A 16,568-nucleotide genomic window follows, 5' to 3' on the forward strand; every position below is an offset into this window, starting at 1 on the left:
CTTAATGACAGACTTCAAGTCCTCCGATGCCAATGCGAATTTGACCCCGTGGGAGCGTTACCAGAAGGATCTTGAACGCGCGGATTTTCAGAAGGACGCTGCTCAGGAAGATGCTGTTAGCCGCTTGCAGTCACTGTACGACAAACTGGTCGATGCCGAAAGTGATCGAGACAAGGCGATAACCAAGCTGCGCCGAAAACTGAAGAAGGGCAAGGAAGAGCCGGTTACCGGGCTGTATTTCTGGGGTGGTGTCGGTCGTGGTAAGACCTATCTGATGGACACCTTCTACGAATCGCTGCCGTTCGAGCGCAAGATGCGGGTTCACTTTCACCGGTTCATGCAGCGGGTTCACAACGAGTTGAAGACCCTGAAGGGTGAGAAAAATCCGCTGGAGCTGGTATCGAAGAAGTTCGCCGATGAAGCCCGGGTGATTTGTTTCGACGAGTTTTTCGTTTCCGACATCGGTGACGCTATGATCCTCGCCACTTTGATGGATGGTCTCTTCAGTCGTGGCGTAACACTGGTGTGCACCTCCAACATTGTCCCGGACGGGCTGTATAAAGATGGCCTACAGCGCGCGCGTTTCCTGCCAGCCATTGCCCTGGTGAAAAAGCACACTCAGGTTGTGAATGTTGATGGCGGTATCGATTACCGTCTTAGGACTCTGGAGCAGGCGGAACTTTTCCATTCGCCGCTGGACGACGACGCGGACGTCAGTCTAAGGAAGAGCTTTGACGCACTGGCAGTAGAGGCGGGAAAACACAGCAAGACCATGGAGATAAACGGGCGGAAAATCCCGGCCCAGGCTCATGCGGACGACGTGGTCTGGTTTGATTTCAAAGACGTGTGTGATGGTCCCCGCAGCCAGAACGACTACATCGAGCTGGCTCGGCAGTTCCACGCGATCATTATCAGTAACGTTCCTGCCCTTGGGCGCGAGAATGATGATCAGGCCCGTCGCTTTATCAACATGGTGGACGAGTTTTACGACCGCAATGTGAAGGTAATCATGTCCGCCGCGGCCCCCATTACCGAGATCTATTCGGGCGGTCGCCTCAGTTTTGAATTTGAAAGAACTGAATCACGACTGCTGGAAATGCAATCGCATGAGTACCTGGAAGCACCGCACAAACCGTAATTGATTCCATAAGAATTCAGTAACACTGAATCAGAACGATGGGCAGGGCGAGAGCTTGGTCATCAATAACACAGAGAGATCGATCTATGAGCAACGATAACGTAGTGATTGTCAGTGGGGTGCGCACCCCTATGGGTGGTTTCCAGGGCAGCCTGTCGGCTGTTAGCGCGCCTGAGCTTGGTGCTCTTACAATTGCCGAGGCTGTAAAGCGCGCCGGCCTTCAGCCAGCTGATGTGCAGGAAGTGATCATGGGCAACGTATTGCCCGCGGGCCTGAAGCAGGGCCCGGCTCGTCAGGCCATGCGCAAGGCTGGTCTGCCAGACAACACCGGTGCCACCACCATCAACAAACTTTGCGGTTCCGGTATGAAGGCCGCCATGTTTGCCCACGACCTGATCAAGGCGGGCAGCAACGTCATCATGGTCGCCGGTGGCATGGAAAGCATGTCCAACGCACCCTACATCCTTCCAAGTGCGCGGAAAGGGTATCGTATGGGGCCTGGCGACACAGCACAGGATCACATGTTCCTGGATGGCCTGGAAGACGCGGAAACGGGTCGCCTGATGGGCGCTTTCGCCCAGGAGATGGCGGACAAGAAAGGATACACCCGCGAAGAGATGGATGACTACGCCATCAACTCTCTCAAGCGAGCGCAACGTGCGATCACCGAAGGCCTGCTGAAAGACGAGATCATCCCCGTGACGGTCAAATCCCGTAAGGGCGACACCGTCGTCGAAGACGATGAGCAGCCCTTCAATGCCGACATCGACAAGATCCCCAGCCTGCGTCCGGCGTTCAGTAAAGACGGCACTGTGACCGCTGCGAATGCATCGTCTATCTCTGACGGCGCCTCGGCCCTGGTGCTGATGCGGGAATCAGAAGCCGAGAAGCGTGGCTTGAAGCCGCTGGCGCGAATTGTGGGGCACAGCACCCAGTCTCAGCATCCTGCAGAATTTACCTGTGCACCGGTCGGTGCCATCGAAACTTTGCTCGGTAAAACCGGTTGGAGCAAAGAAGAGGTCGACCTGTTTGAGATCAACGAGGCCTTTGCCATGGTGGCCATGATGCCAATCCGCGAGCTGGGGCTAGATCCGGAAAAGGTGAATGTTCACGGTGGTGCCTGTGCCCAGGGGCATCCGGTTGGTTCTACCGGCTCGCGCCTTCTCGTTACCCTGATGTACGCGCTGCAGCGTTATGGCAAGAAGAAGGGCGTTGCGGCCCTATGTATTGGTGGTGGTGAGGCCACGGCCATGGCAATTGAGTTGCTGTGAACTCGTGCACTTAGGGCCTAGGGATGGGCCCGATTTCCCTTCCTGTCTGACCAAGAAAACCCCGCCAAACCAAAGTGGTTGCATCCAAAATAGTTGTCTATAGTGAAGCGGTGCGAGTAAACCCGCTGGTAAATGGGGTATGAAGGCAAAATCATACTTTTGACTGATCAAAGCGCTCGACAGCGTTAGCTATAGTGCCAACATCACGAGCACTGTGCATGAAGCCTCCTATACATCGTGAATACCAATAATCAGAGCAGCGACTCAGAACAACAATGGAGTAGCCTTCCAATGACAAGAAAAACACAACAATGGCAGCGTTGGACAAAATTGCCGCTAGCCGTAGCAGTTGCGGCCGGCGTGTCCGGTCAGGCCGCAGCCTATTCATTCTACATGGGGGATGTCGAAGCCCAGTTCAACACTACGCTTTCCGCAGGTGTCGGTTGGCGTACGGCTGATCAGGATGAGCGCCTGATCGCCCAAGGTAACCTGGGCCCTGAGTATGCTCCCGGTGGCGCGAAAGCTAACATCGGTGCCTCCACCAACAACTATGACGACGGTAACCTGAACTTCGAGAAGGGCGACACCTACTCCAAGGTTGTAAAAGGTAACAGTGAGCTGTTCCTGAACTACGACGTTGACAGCGACATGCTGACTCGCGTTGGTGGCCTGGTTCGTGGTCGTTACTACTACGATTTCGAGCTGAAGGACGAAAACCGAGCGGTTGATCCTGTCGGTCAGCGCCGAGAGCTCAACGAGCAAGCCAAGGACAATGCCTCCGGTGGCGAACTCCTCGATGCATACGTTTTCTCTGACTGGTACTTTGGCAACACGCCGGTAAGCCTGCGTTATGGTCGCCAGGTACTGAGCTGGGGCGAAAGCACCTTCATCCAGGGTGGTATCAACGTCATCAACCCGGTCGACGTGCCAGCTTTCCGAGCGCCAGGAGCTGAGTTGAAGGACGCACTGCTGCCGGTAGAAATGTTTTACGCCTCCGCTGGTGTGACCGAGAACATCACCTTGGAGACGTTCGTTCAGGCGGACTGGGAACCGGTTAAGCCGGACGATTGTGGAACCTTCTTCTCCACCAACGATTTTGCCTCTGATGGCTGTGGCCCGGTTCTTCTGGCGGGTACACTGCCTGACTCCCAGGCATTTGCGCAGGGCTTCATCGCACCGCGTCTTGGAGACGAAGAAGCCGACTCAAAGGATCAGTTTGGTGTGGCAATGCGCTGGTACGTGCCGGCTCTGAATGACTCTGAATTGGGTTTCTATTACATCAAGTACAACAGCCGGCTGCCTTATGTGAGTGGTCAGGTGAATAACCCCTCCGATCCAGACGGTTCTCAAACTAACGATTCGAGCAAGCCTTTCGCGGCGTTCCCAAGCTACTTTATTGAATACCCTGAAAATATTGACCTGTACGGTGTGAGTATCAACACGACCACGCCGGGCGGTTGGTCTTTGGGTGCGGAATACAGCTTCCGGCCGAATATGCCTATTCAGTGGAACGCATTTGAGTTATTGCTGGGCGGCATTCAGGCCCGAACTGATGCAGATGGCAATCAAACTCCGTTGAGCTTGCTGGAGCGCCGGCGCCTTGAAGAAGCCGGTGGTGCGAATCTGGCGGGCACGAAAGTCGATGGTTACGACCGCTTTAAAGTCTCTCAAGCACAGTTCACTCTGATCAAGTTCTTTGACCAGGTCATGGGCGCAAGCCGCCTGTCGTTAATCACTGAGTTTGGCGCAACCTACATTCACGACCTGCCCGAAAACGATGAAGCCCGCTATGGACGCTCAGGCACTTTCGGTGTTGGTCAAATACCTTTGGAATCACTGGGAGGAGCTGATGTCTGTGCTGGTGGAGCAAATATAAACACCAACTACTGCAACAATGAGGGCTTCACTACAGATTTCTCCTGGGGGTATCGTGCACGCTTCGTTTGGGATTACACCAACGTATTTGCTGGTGTGAACCTGCGTCCACAGCTGGCATGGTCGCATGATGTCCAGGGTTACAGCCCTCAGCCGGGCGGTGCTTTCAATGAGGGCAGTAAGGCGATCGGCCTCTCTGTAGAGGCTGTTTACCAGAACAGGATTACCGGTAATATCGGATACACCAACTTCTTTGACGGCAAGCCGTACAATGAGTTGACTGACCGTGATTTCGCAACAGTGAGTGTTTCCTACTCATTCTGATACCGGCAAGAATTTGGTTAACGAGGTACTTTAAATGAAACTGAACAAGAAACTACTGGCCACAGGTGTATTGGCTGCAAGTGTGTTTGCGGGTCAAGCCTATGGTGCGGTTTCTGCCGAAGAGGCGGCCAAGCTGGGCAATTCGCTGACACCGATTGGTGCAGAGAAAGCCGGTAACGGTGGTGACATTCCGGCTTGGGATGGCGGATTGAGCACGCCGCCAGCAGGTTACAAGGGCGACGGCCGCTATGTTGACCCGTTTGAGGGCGAAGAGCCGAAGTTCGTCATTGATCAGAGCAACGTTGACCAGTACGCAGACAAACTGTCCACTGGCCAAGTCGCCATGATCAAGCGTTATGACGATTACTTCATGCCGGTCTATGAGACTCATCGCACGGCGACATACCCGAAAGAGGTCAACGACCAGACCACGGCGAATGCCACAAAGGTTGAGTTGATCAAGAACGGTAACGGTCTTGGTAACTACACCGAAGCCACACCGTTCCCGATTCCTCAGAATGGTCTTGAGGCGATCTGGAACCACATTACCCGTTACCGTGGTGGCTCCGTTGCCCGTAATGTCGGTCAGGTAACGCCGACCGAGGGCGGCGCCTACTCCGTGGTCAAGTTCCAGGATGAGTTCACTTGGCGTACTGCCCTGCAGGACTTTGAGCCGGGCGAAGATCCCAACGTTTTGTTCTACTTCAAGCAGGCGATTACAGCTCCGGCTCGTCTTGCTGGTAACGTACTGCTGGTTCACGAGACCATCGACCAGGTTGCTGAACCGCGTCGTGCGTGGGTATACAACGCCGGTCAGCGTCGCGTACGACGTGCACCTCAGGTCGCTTATGACGGACCGGGTACAGCGGCCGACGGCATGCGTACGTCGGACAACTTCGACATGTACAATGGTGCGCCTGATCGTTACAACTGGGAGCTGGTGGGCAAGAAGGAGATGTACATCCCTTACAACTCTTACCAGTTGGTTGACCCGAGCCTCAGTTACGATGAAATTATCAAGGCCGGGCACATCAACCAGGACCTGACTCGTTATGAGCTGCACCGTGTATGGCATGTGCGCGCAACCCTGAAGGATGGTGAGCGCCACATCTATGCACAACGCGACTTCTTTATCGACGAGGATTCCTGGCAGGCTTCGGTAATTGATCACTACGATGGCCGTGGTGAACTCTGGCGGGTGGCTGAGGCTCACGCCATGCAGTTCTACGATCAGGACGTGCCTTGGTACGCCATCGAGGTTCTTTATGACCTTTTGTCTGGTCGCTACCTGGCGCTGGGTCTGACCAACGAGGAAGAAGATCCGTACGAGTTTGGTGCTGAGCGCCAGTCTCGGGATTACACGCCGGCGGCACTTCGTCGGGCGGGTACTCGATAAGGTCAAGATGAGAAGTGAAAAACGGCGGGCCCTAGGCCCGCCGTTTTTGTTTGTGGCAATGCAAACGTCGCAATGCGCGTTTGCCGCCAAAGAAACCGCCACCTCGGAAAACCCTTTCACGTCAAAATTTTGCAGCCCGCACCCTAATTGGTTTAACCTTCCTATCATACTAAAGGCGTATCCGGAGTCGGTCGCCACTCAAAGGTCAGTGCAGAGAACCATTTGCCGGTTAAACAGTGCATTCCATTTGGCCGGTTTTTGCAGCGGGGCAGTGAGTGAAACCATTCAATGATGGCTGTGCAGCCAACGATGAATTCCAGTCAGCTAACAGTAATATGCAGCGGGGTGAGCTGGTTAGGGATCTGCTGAGGCAACGGCTTCAGATTCCGCTATTGCCTGTCGGCTCACTGAAACGGCCGGTGTTGGACCAGCTGATTGCTGAAGCGTTGATTCCCCGGGGAGTGCTTTTTGTTGAGGCGCCCTGTGGCTACGGTAAATCACACGCCGTTACTGCCGGCTTGCATGCCGCCGACGTTAACCCAGACGGCTTTCGCTGGGTGGCACTGAGTGAGCAGGATAATTCGCCATCCCGATTTCTGACCCTTATTGCCATTGCACTCGACTTGCCGGAAGCCTCCGAAAGTAGCCTGCAGGGGGGAGCAACGTTTTCGGATGCGTTGGCGATGATGCTGGCCACACTGGAGCGTCAATCAGGTTCGCCTTCCCGGACCCTCATCATCGACAATGTTCAGAACCTTGGTAATCCAGCGGTTATTGCGTTGTTGCAACAACTGATGTCTGACCTTCCGGCGTGTCTGTCGATGGTGCTGCTTTCACGGCGCGCGTTGCCGTTTGAAACCCACGGTCTGGAGCTTGAAAGCCGCTTCAGGCGTCTGGCCAGCGAGACCCTGGAATTTAGTCGATCCGAAACTTTCGAGTTCTATGGGCAGCTACTGGAATCAAAACAGCTCACCAGTGTGGCCATCGATAACCTGTATGACATGACCGAAGGCTGGCCGACACCGCTCGCTTTGTACAGGCGGGAGCTGATCCGCCACAGCGAACTGAAACCAGTGCAGGAAACCAATAGCGTTGAGTGTTTTCTGAAGGAATCGGTTCTTGGCAATCTCACCTCTACCCAACGACGTTCTGTGCGCATTATGGCGGAGCTTGAGCTGTGCTCTGATGAGTTTTTCCTGGCATTGGCGCCGGTTATGCCCGAGATTGGTTTTGTGCCATCGCAGGCAATGGAGCATGGCTTGCCACTTAAGGCCATGCCAGGCCGCGGACGTTGGTACCGGATGAATCCACTGCTGCAGGAATGGCTGAAGGCACCGGTAATGGTCGGGCAGGTAGAGCGTATGAGTTACGCCAGCCGTTGGTTTGAAGAGCGGGGACAGTTTCCCGAAGCTCTGAAATACGCCTTGCTCGCTGGCGACTCAGATGCGGTAGTGGCGATTGCTTCCGAGGGATCAGAGGCACTGCTGTTGGGTCAGGACACTGCCTCGTTGTTGCGGTTGCGAAAAAGTCTGCCGAACCAGCTTTTGGAGCGCAGTGCCCGGCTCAAAATCGTCTACGGCTGGGTTCATGCGATTGGCGGTCAGTTTCGTCAGGCCAGAGCCCTGATCGATGGGCTCGAAGGGGCCAAGGCTGAGGAGCACGCGGCCCGCATCTGTGCGCTGAGGGCGTTTATTCTCCGGGGCGAAGGCAAAGTGGGGCCGGCTTTGGAAATGGCTGAGCGGGCGCTCAGTGCGGGTGATTTGTCCACTCAGGGGCAGCTTGTTACCCAGATGGTGAGATCAAGCGCGTTGTGTGCGGGTGGTCGCTTTACCGAGGCCAGAGATGCCAATCGCGCTGCGGCACGGCTTGCCCGAGAAGCGGGCGATTCGGGCTCAGAGGCGCTGGCGGTATACGCCCACGCCAGGATTGAGCTAGGCAAGGGGTCGCTAAAGCATGCGGAGCAGCTACTGCGTACCGGGCTGGATACCGCGATGCATGAATTGGCGAGGCCGGCCAAGATTGGTGAAACCCGCCTACAGCTAAATTTGGTGCTGGTGTTGTGGCATCAGGGCCGAAACAAAGAGGCAGACCGTCTGCTGGTCAGTTGCGGTCGTCATGCGGAGCGAACCCGTGACCTGGGTTTGTTGTTGGCAATGTCAGTTCGTATTCTGATGTGTCGAGCGGAAGACCGGTTGAACGATGCATTCGTCTGGATCGGTCGCGCCGAGCGTACCATGCATGCCTGGCAGGTGGATGAAGCCTTGTTCGTTCCGGTCCTGGAAGCACTCAAGGCCAGCTGTTGGCTGGCCCAAAACCAGGTCGACAGTGCTGCCCAGGCGGTAGCCAAGTTGGAGCCATATCGGCAAGCGGGTTGTGTGCCAGAGCTTTTCCCGATGATGCCGGGGCTATTGGACTGTATGGACGTCAGAGTAGCGTTGGCGCGAGGCGATAGCGTGCGTGCCCGCGAGACCCTGACGGGCATTCGGGAGCGCTATGAGGCGGCGATTCCGTGGGGTGTGGAGCTTCATATTCGTTTGCTGGAGTCTGTGCTCACCCAGGAAGAAAAAGGTCTGAACGCAGCGCAGAAGATTCTGGCTGCCGTTGTTGCCGAAGCGTCGCGGGAGCACTTTATCAGTCCGTTTGTGGAGCTTCAGAATGAGCTTCAGGATTTGATGACTAAAGGCTTCGCCCAGATCGCGAGTGGGCCATTCAAAGATGCCCTGGGCCGACTGTATCGCATTCAACCTGAAACTGAATCCGCCGAGGCATTGGCGGAGCCGATAAGTGATCGGGAGCAAGGTGTTCTGGAACTGATTGCGAAAGGGCTGTCGAACCAGGAAATCGCCGATAAGCTCCACATTTCGCTGCACACCGTCAAAACCCACGCGCGCCGCATCAATGCCAAACTGGCAGTGAGGTCCCGAACCCAGGCCATTGTCCGGGCGCGAGAGCTGGGATTGCTTTAACGCTGTTCAACTGAGCTTCAAGGCTTCGATCCGGGCATCCTTGTCGGCCCAAATCTCACTGATCCACTGTTGAAAATCCTTGCGCATTTCGCGGTCGTTCTCGTAATCCATGCCTAAAAAGCGAGGGGGGATTTCGCGAGTTCGAACATCAATGACGATGCGACGGATGCGTCCGCATAGATAATCCCAGAAACCTGCATTGCCATCCGGGTAGACGATTGTGACGTCCAACATGGTGTGAATAATCTCACCCATCGCCTGCAGGACGAACGCTGTGCCCCCCGCCCGTGGTTTCAGAAGATATGTGTAGGGTGAGTTTTGGTGCTGATGTTTGCTGGGTGTAAATCGAGTGCCTTCCATAAAATTGAACACCGTTACCGGTGTGTAGCGGAACTTTTCACAGGCGGCCTGTGTTGCCGCGACATCCTTGCCTTTCAGTTCTGGACGTTGGGCAATCTGCTCTTTGGAATGGCGATGCATGAACGGAAAATCGAGCGCCCACCAGGCAATCCCCAGAAACGGCACCCAGATCAGCTCCTTCTTGAGAAAAAACTTCAATAACGGAATCCGGCTGTTCAAAACGTACTGAATGGCTGGAATGTCGGCCCAGCTCTGATGGTTGCAGGTGACAAAATACCAGTGTTCGGAGCTAAGCGTTTCGACACCACGCACGTCCCACTCAACTTGATGCAACGTGTCCATCAGCAGGTTGTTAAATCCGATCCAGATCCAGGCTATCCGGTTCAGCACAACGGTGCTGGCTTTTCTGACCGGGGCAATGGGTAACACCAGCTTACCGATGGCGAACAGCAGTAGAACCGGAAAAAGAATCAGGGTATTACAAAGGATGAGCAGCGCCGCCAGGGTCCCTTTGAGCGGCGCGGGCAAAAAGTGGAGCATTCCTGCGTATCTCTGGAGTTAGGTTCGTTGTTGGTGGACTCAGCCGTCACTCGGCCTCGCCGTAGCAGATTTCTGCCCGGGCAGGAGCTTGGTTTCCGGATTTGATGTCGCCAGCTGCTGCAAGTCGTCCGGGGCCAGGTCGCGGATTGCTTCCCGAAAATCGTCATCGTAGTAGGCGAGGTTGTTGTAATGGATCATCGCCCGAATTTCTTCAACGTACTCCTGGCCACGCTCGGAGTAGCCCAGCAGCCCTGCAGCCAGTTCAGGTCCGGAAATGGGGTCGTTGCTTCTACGGTCCTCAAGCCGTATATCCCGTAGTTCCTGGTAAGTCGGGTGCCGGTTGAGGTTCTGGATGTATGCTCGTACCGACCGAAACGGTGAAGAAAACTTGGCAACCTCATGGTTCGCACCTTCCACCCGACTCCGGGGAACCAGCCCACAACCTTTTGAGAAGCACCATTGGCCGAACAGGTTGTAGCCCTTGGTGGCAAATCGGGACGTTCCCCAGGCAGATTCGTTGGCGGCTTGGGCCAGAATCAGGGATGGTGGAATTACGTCCAGACGTTTGCGAAGCAGGGCAAACTGTTCCTTGCTGCCGGGCTCGGCGTCGATTCGTAGCCGCTCAGCGTGACCATTCAGCCACTGCAGTTCGTCTTCAGACAGTTCGGGTTTCTGGGCCAGGCTCTGCAAGTAATCTCGTTCGATCAGAATCCGGGAATTGGCCAGAACAATGCGTGGGTACAGGAACGAGAAAAAGGCGGCTTTTTTCTCCGTTGTGTCGCTGTAGCCGCTGAAATCGGGCAGACCCTGATGTGCCCAATTCGGTAGTTTGGGCAGGGACGCCAGTGGGAGTTCCGAGCCCGAGCGCCCGTCGCCCAGGGAGGAAGGTGGCACATAGAAACCACCGCCCACGGCGAATGCAATTAAGGGAAGAATCAGCAACAGACCACGTTTGCCAGCAGACATAAAACCTCTCGTCACGAACGATATGCCAACGATTATAACAGGTTATACGCTGCCGTTCGCCAGCCGGGTCAGTGGCAGTTAATTCAGGGCTTGTTGGTTCATGGAGACTCCGCAATCCGGGTCGCCACTACCAGACCAATCTGTTCCTCACCCGCCTGGGTATCCCTGAGGCGCAGGTAGAACTGAGTCTGGTTCTCCGTGAAGAAACCGTCCAGGTTGAGGTTGGCATTTGTGCTGGAACTGGTGAACAGGGTCTGGCCATCGTTCAGATCGGAGTAGGTCAGGGCAATGTCTTCGGACTCCTGGAACTCGGGTGCAGAGACCGTCTCACCACTCACCGAGTGGGTAACGTTCAGAGTGCGAGGTGTCAGAATCGCTGTGCTGTCCGATGTGATGGTGAGAATTGAATTATCGAAATGGGTCAGAGTATTGCTGTCGTTGGCCAGTCCAAGACGAACGCCTTGCAGTCTGAAACGGCCGCTTGCCGGAGCGGGCGCATCGGTTTGGGCGGCTGCGATCAGCAGGCCGTCGCCTCCGGGACTGCCGTTCAGGTTGAACGCCAGCAGATCACCGTCGGGATTGCTGGCGCCGACACCGATGTCCGGTTGTACAAAGGATCCCGAGGCGTCGCTCTCGTCCAGATTCAGTCGGCCGATGTTGTGGTCACCGTCACTGAGCCGTGAGGTGCGGGAGCTCAGCGTCCAGGGAACGATCAGAGTATCAACGCTTGAGGACACAGTACCGCCGGCCCCTCGCTGGATCTGTTGAATGGCTTGGCTTTGGGTGATGGTTGCGGTGGCTCGGCCATCCTCCGCTGAGCCGTTTACAGCAATATCCCAGGTACCCAGGCCGGATTCAAAGGCGACAGGCACAGCGCCTTCGTTGAACTCAAGGGCTAGGTACACAACGTTTAGATCCCTGCCATTGAGTGCGTTCAGGTCGAAGCCTCTCTGCCGTAACAGATCAATTTCAAGTACCGATAGGTAGTGGTCTTCGACGGTATCTTTGCGCTTAAGCTCGTTTCCGGTTTCTTCGAGTTCGATCGCTTTTCCGGCGCTGAAATAGCCACTGATTACCCGGTCCGGACCGACGGTCTCGGACGCCGGGGCTGAAGTGTAGGCGTCAAGGTAATAGGGGTTGCGGGTCCAGCCAAGTATTTTGGACGTGCCCCGCCCGGTAATGCTTTGGTAAAGAGCTCGACCCGCCAGTAGCCGGGAATTGTCCACCAGCGTGGCGGCACCTGGCGATGAAGCATGGGTGTTGAGTGACCATTGCTCTGAGCCGCGCAGGAAAAAGTTGTTCCCATCCTGATGGATAAGCGCTTCACGCTCGTAGGGGATGTCGCTGGCGAGCGACGTTACCTTGATATTGAAGGCATCAAAGCTGGTTAGAGTCAGTGCCGGATAGACATAGCCCACGCCATTCAGGTCTTCCAGTCGTTCTTCCTGGGCAAGGCGAACACCCCATTGCCCTGAATTGGCCACTGAGCTTTCGAGGGACGTCTGGCCCAACTCAACGCCGAGAAATACTGCATTGTAGTCGGCTGAGCTGGCGCTGATCTTGCCCGAGGAGCCTTCATCCAGAAGGGCATAATCCGCCATTGCAGCAACGTATCCGGAAAAATCACCACGATCGGATAGGGTCGTAAGAGCAAGATTCAGGTCTGCGTTGGGTGGAATGTCGATCTCGAAATCGTGCACCTGGTCGGCAAGCGTCGACCACACATATTTGTTGAGACAAAGCTGGCCACGTGCGTCTGCTACGCAGTCCAGAATGCCCTGAAGTTGACCTTCACTGTATTCGGCGAGGGTGTTGCGAACCAGATACTCGGAAAAGGGGTTGATCTTCACATCTCGGTCGGCGTCGGCTGCCAATGCCCGCATGACCGTGTTGCGGTAACTGGCCTCAATGAGGACATCCGGACCCAGGGGGAGGCCGTCGTCAAAGCCAATAATGGTAAAACCATTGTCATCGGTGCGCATGGACACCGGAACCGCCCCCAGGTTCTGGAGTGACGTGTTGGTGGTGTAAATCTGCACCCGATCGGGCTGGACAATCTTCAAGTTACGTCTGGTGAGCTCGGCGTCCCGCGCCACTCCCCCAGGGACCTCCATGGTAATCCGGACTTCATTGCCGGCCAGGCCACTGTTGTTGCTGGAATCACCGGTACTGGCGGAGCTGAAATCGTTCACCGGATTTTTTCCACCGGCGAAATCATTCGGGTCGTCCTTTACACCGCTGATGACATCGTCACCACCGCCGCAGCCCACAAGAACTGCAAAGACTGCGTAAATAACGAGCCCCAAATTCAGTCGCATACCTGGCCATCCCTACCGAAAATTCAGGCGTTCAGTCTACCAGTGGGCTGAAAGGCAAAGCGTGAGGGATGGCACGAAAAAAGGCGCCCGAGTGGGCGCCTTTTCGTACAGCGTGACCTGAGCAGGTCCCGGATCAAGCGATCAGAAAAAGATCTTCATGCCCGCCATAACGCCTTCATCCAGATTGACGTCGCCACGTAGGGGGCGGTCAAGATCGGTGTTGAGGTAACGATAGCCAGCAAAAACCTCGGCGTTGCGGATCACCCGATAACTGCCTCGAAGTTCCAGGCTGGTCAAGTCATCGGAATCGCCGAAGGCCAGAATGCTCGGTGCGTAGTGCAGGCCACCGGTGAAGGACAGGCCAGGCACCTTGGGGATGTTCAAGGTTGCAAAGCCACCCAGTGCGACGGCGCCGCCGTCAAGCTCATCGGCATCCCAGCCGAAACCACGCATGCCAATGCCGGCGGTAGTGGGAAGATTGCCAATGGCGGTTCGGCCCTGAGCATGAAAATCCAGATTCAGGATGTCCAAACCACCTTCACGGTAGGTGTAGCCTGCACCCATTTGCAGTTCGTCATTGCTGCCCAGGAAGTTCACCTGACCCTTGACTGAGTCATTGGTAAGACTCAGGTCGACATCGCCGGCAAAGGCCGGAGCTGCAGCGAGAGACAGAACCATCAGGGAAATACGGGACGCTTTCATGCATGCACCTTTCGTAAGTGATTAAAAAAGTTGGACTATGGTAACGGGGCGACCTTGGGCACTCAACTTAAAAGGCGGTAAGCCACGTTTAATGTCGTGCAGGATCGACGTTTAGTGGCGGGTTTCCTCGCCGCCCTGGTCGAGATCGTCCGGCGAGACGTTCTCAGCGGGTACCCGGTATTCTTCGTTGGCCCACGCCCCGAGGTCAATGAGCTTGCAACGCTCGGAGCAGAACGGGCGGAACGGGTTGGATTCAGTCCATTCCACGGTTTTTTTGCAGGTGGGACATTCGACGTTCATGGTTGCCTTTGACGCTCGTATAACTGTATCTGTTGTCCGCAATCTGCTCAGGAGACTGCGGACGCCTTACAGTATTGTTCCAGTACTGCCCTTAACATTTCAATATTGACAGGCTTGGCTACAAACGAATCCATCCCGGCACGTCGGCATTTTTCCTCGTCTTCTTCCATCGCACTGGCTGTGAGAGCGACCACAGGAATGCGGTCGTGCTGGTTGGTTGATTCCCAGTGCCGAAGTCGCCGTGTGGCTTCGAACCCATCAACCCGCGGCATGACGCAATCCATGAACACCAGGTCAAAAGGATTGACCTGCCACAGGCTGGCAGCCGCTTCGCCATCGTTAGCTGTCATTACGTCGCAGCCAAGTTTTTCCAGCAGCCTGCGGGTGAGTGTGCGGTTGACCGGGTTATCTTCAACCAGCAGCACCTTCATGCGCCCGCAAGGCAATTCCCGCCGACGAGACGAATCGCTGACAGCCTGCAGTGAGAACCGGGTGAGGAATCGCCGCTCATTTTTTGCCGCGTCCGCAAAGAGCTGGTTCAGGATAGGCATCAGACAAGACTCACGCAGCGACTTGCTCAGGAAGGCATCGGCGCCCGCTTGACGGAAGTGTTCGGCATCGCCGCGCTGGGGATTGGAGGACAGCAGCAACAGGCGCATATCGGCCCAGAGTGGGTTGCCGCGAATCTGGCGGCACAGGAGGTCGCTGTCCATGTCTGGAACAAAACCATCGAGAACAATGGCATCAAATTTCTGCTGACTGTCGAAAGCCTGGCGAACAGAGGTCAATGCTTCACCAGCAGATTTTACCGCCTCGATGTGAACGTTATGTCGGGAGAGCATTTCCAGAGTGATCTTGCGGGATAGCTCGTAGGAGTCCACCACCAGAATCCGGCGATTCTTCATCATCCGGTCATCGGGCCTTACCCGGGTGGAGCTTTCCGGGGCTACCGGAAGCTGGAGTTCGATCCAGAAGGTGGAGCCCTCGCCAGGACGACTCTCCAGATCCAGTGTGCCGTCCATCAGGTTGGCCAGTTGTCGGCAAATGGTCAGGCCAAGGCCGGCACCCGGCAGTTGGCGCTGGAAGCTTTGTTGGAGCTGAACGTAGGGTTCGCATACCAGAGGAATATCTTCCGGATTGATGCCAACGCCGGTGTCTTCCACCGCCAAGCGAAGCCGAAGCTGGCCGTCGCGCCGGCCAAGTACTTCGATACTGATCAACACGTGGCCGGAATCGGTAAACTTGATGGCATTAGATGTCAGGTTGAGAAGAATCTGGCGAATTCGCACCGGGTCACCCTTTAACACCCAGGGCAGGTTCTCATCGATACGTAGTTCGAGAGCGAGACCTTTTTCGCGGGCCCTCGGACCCAGCATGTGAACCAGGTCGTTCAGGGTTGACCGCAGATCGAACGGGATGTCTTCCAGCATCAATTTGCCCGCTTCCATACTGGAAATGTCGAGCAGGTCGTTGATGATCGCTGACAGTCCTTCTGACGCGTTGAGCAGGGTGGCAACGTATTCGCTCTGTTCCTGGTCCAGGGGGGTGTCGGTGAGCAGGTTGGCGTAGCCGAGTATCGATTGAAGGGGAATGCGAAGTTCGTGGCTGACGTTGGCTAGAAATTGGTTCTTGGCGTGATTTGCTCGAATAGCCTGATCCCGTTCACCCTGGGACTGGATAGTGGTCTGGCGCAGCGACTGGGTATCTTCCAGAATCTGAAGCCGCATCTTGTTCAGTGCCTGCTCCAGTTCGGTCAGTTCATCCGGTGTTTTCGGTGCAGATCGTTTTAGCTTGAGCGGGTCGACCAGGGCGTCCAGGTTGAGCCTGGCGGCGTAGTCGGCCATGGTCTCAAGATGTCGGGAAAGGGTAAGGCGAACAATGATCAGCAATCCGAAGGTGCCCAGCATTACCACAATCGATTGGAACAGAAGGTTCAGCAGCGCCCGGTCCCTGAGGTCGTCGTAGATGCGCTCCACCGACGAGGTGAGTGTAAGTTGGCCAACATCTTCGGGACTGCGGAAAGTAGACCGGTCGAAGACCAGAGGAAAGGTCTGAGACATTACCCGGCCTTCGGGAAAGGTGCCGGTGGTGAATTGGTCGCCCGTTGAGGTAACGACACGGGCGTGCTGGATGGCAGCGACGGCCTTCATGTCTTCCAGGCTGTTGGCAACTTCGCTGAAATTCATCAGCCAGATGTTGTTACTCATGCTGCCAGACACCAACTCGGCAGCGCGGACCTGGGTGCTTCGCAGATCTTCTTTCCGGCGTTCAAATTCGCCGATCATCTGGATGCCGGTCGCGATGAGCGAGAACACCAGGCTGAACAGCAACACATACGCGAGCAATCGAGCCGCGAGCGGCCGGATTCCCAAGCGCTTTAAAAACCGGTTTGAAGACAATGCACGGATTCCC

11 protein-coding genes are annotated in these 16,568 nt (G+C 55.7%); 5 read left to right on the forward strand and 6 right to left on the reverse strand.

Annotated features, from left to right (window positions below; translation table 11 throughout):
- Positions 1–40 precede the first annotated feature (40 nt).
- The 5 genes from zapE (at position 41) to FCS96_RS06195 (ending at position 8,970) form a co-directional block, all read left to right on the forward strand.
- On the forward strand, positions 41–1,138 hold the full coding sequence (zapE, locus tag FCS96_RS06175; RefSeq protein ID WP_171040694.1) for a cell division protein ZapE: 1,098 nt from the start codon (positions 41–43) through the stop codon (positions 1,136–1,138).
- An 86-nt stretch (positions 1,139–1,224) separates the two neighbouring features.
- Positions 1,225–2,409 (forward strand): thiolase family protein, encoded by a 1,185-nt coding sequence (locus FCS96_RS06180; RefSeq protein ID WP_138439325.1) that lies wholly within the window; start codon positions 1,225–1,227, stop codon positions 2,407–2,409.
- A 291-nt stretch (positions 2,410–2,700) separates the two neighbouring features.
- The gene (locus FCS96_RS06185; protein WP_138439326.1) at positions 2,701–4,608 is read left to right on the forward strand and encodes a DUF1302 domain-containing protein; all 1,908 of its coding nucleotides are present in this window, start codon (positions 2,701–2,703) and stop codon (positions 4,606–4,608) included.
- A 34-nt stretch (positions 4,609–4,642) separates the two neighbouring features.
- The gene (locus FCS96_RS06190) at positions 4,643–6,004 is read left to right on the forward strand and encodes a DUF1329 domain-containing protein (protein ID WP_138439327.1); all 1,362 of its coding nucleotides are present in this window, start codon (positions 4,643–4,645) and stop codon (positions 6,002–6,004) included.
- Positions 6,005–6,279: 275 nt separating this feature from the next.
- Positions 6,280–8,970, forward strand: coding sequence for a helix-turn-helix transcriptional regulator (locus FCS96_RS06195; RefSeq protein ID WP_138439328.1), 2,691 nt, complete (start codon positions 6,280–6,282; stop codon positions 8,968–8,970).
- 6 nt (positions 8,971–8,976) lie between these two features.
- Here FCS96_RS06195 and FCS96_RS06200 read toward each other — a convergent pair whose 3' ends face one another.
- From FCS96_RS06200 to FCS96_RS06225, 6 genes are all read right to left on the reverse strand, one after another.
- Positions 8,977–9,870, reverse strand: a complete 894-nt coding sequence (locus FCS96_RS06200) for an acyltransferase (protein ID WP_138439329.1) — start codon at positions 9,868–9,870, stop codon at positions 8,977–8,979.
- A 39-nt stretch (positions 9,871–9,909) separates the two neighbouring features.
- Positions 9,910–10,836, reverse strand: a complete 927-nt coding sequence (locus FCS96_RS06205) for a glucosaminidase domain-containing protein (protein WP_138439330.1) — start codon at positions 10,834–10,836, stop codon at positions 9,910–9,912.
- Between the two features lie 98 nt (positions 10,837–10,934).
- Positions 10,935–13,154: a hypothetical protein gene (locus FCS96_RS06210; protein WP_138439331.1), complete on the reverse strand. Its 2,220-nt coding sequence runs from the start codon at positions 13,152–13,154 to the stop codon at positions 10,935–10,937.
- A 141-nt stretch (positions 13,155–13,295) separates the two neighbouring features.
- Positions 13,296–13,856, reverse strand: coding sequence for a YfaZ family outer membrane protein (locus FCS96_RS06215; protein ID WP_138439332.1), 561 nt, complete (start codon positions 13,854–13,856; stop codon positions 13,296–13,298).
- A 111-nt stretch (positions 13,857–13,967) separates the two neighbouring features.
- Positions 13,968–14,156, reverse strand: coding sequence for a DNA gyrase inhibitor YacG (gene yacG / locus FCS96_RS06220; protein ID WP_041341109.1), 189 nt, complete (start codon positions 14,154–14,156; stop codon positions 13,968–13,970).
- Between the two features lie 47 nt (positions 14,157–14,203).
- Positions 14,204–16,441, reverse strand: coding sequence for a response regulator (locus FCS96_RS06225; RefSeq protein ID WP_228264045.1), 2,238 nt, complete (start codon positions 16,439–16,441; stop codon positions 14,204–14,206).
- Positions 16,442–16,568 lie beyond the last annotated feature (127 nt).

The organism is Marinobacter alexandrii (genome assembly GCF_005871205.1).
Taxonomy (GTDB): domain Bacteria; phylum Pseudomonadota; class Gammaproteobacteria; order Pseudomonadales; family Oleiphilaceae; genus Marinobacter; species Marinobacter alexandrii.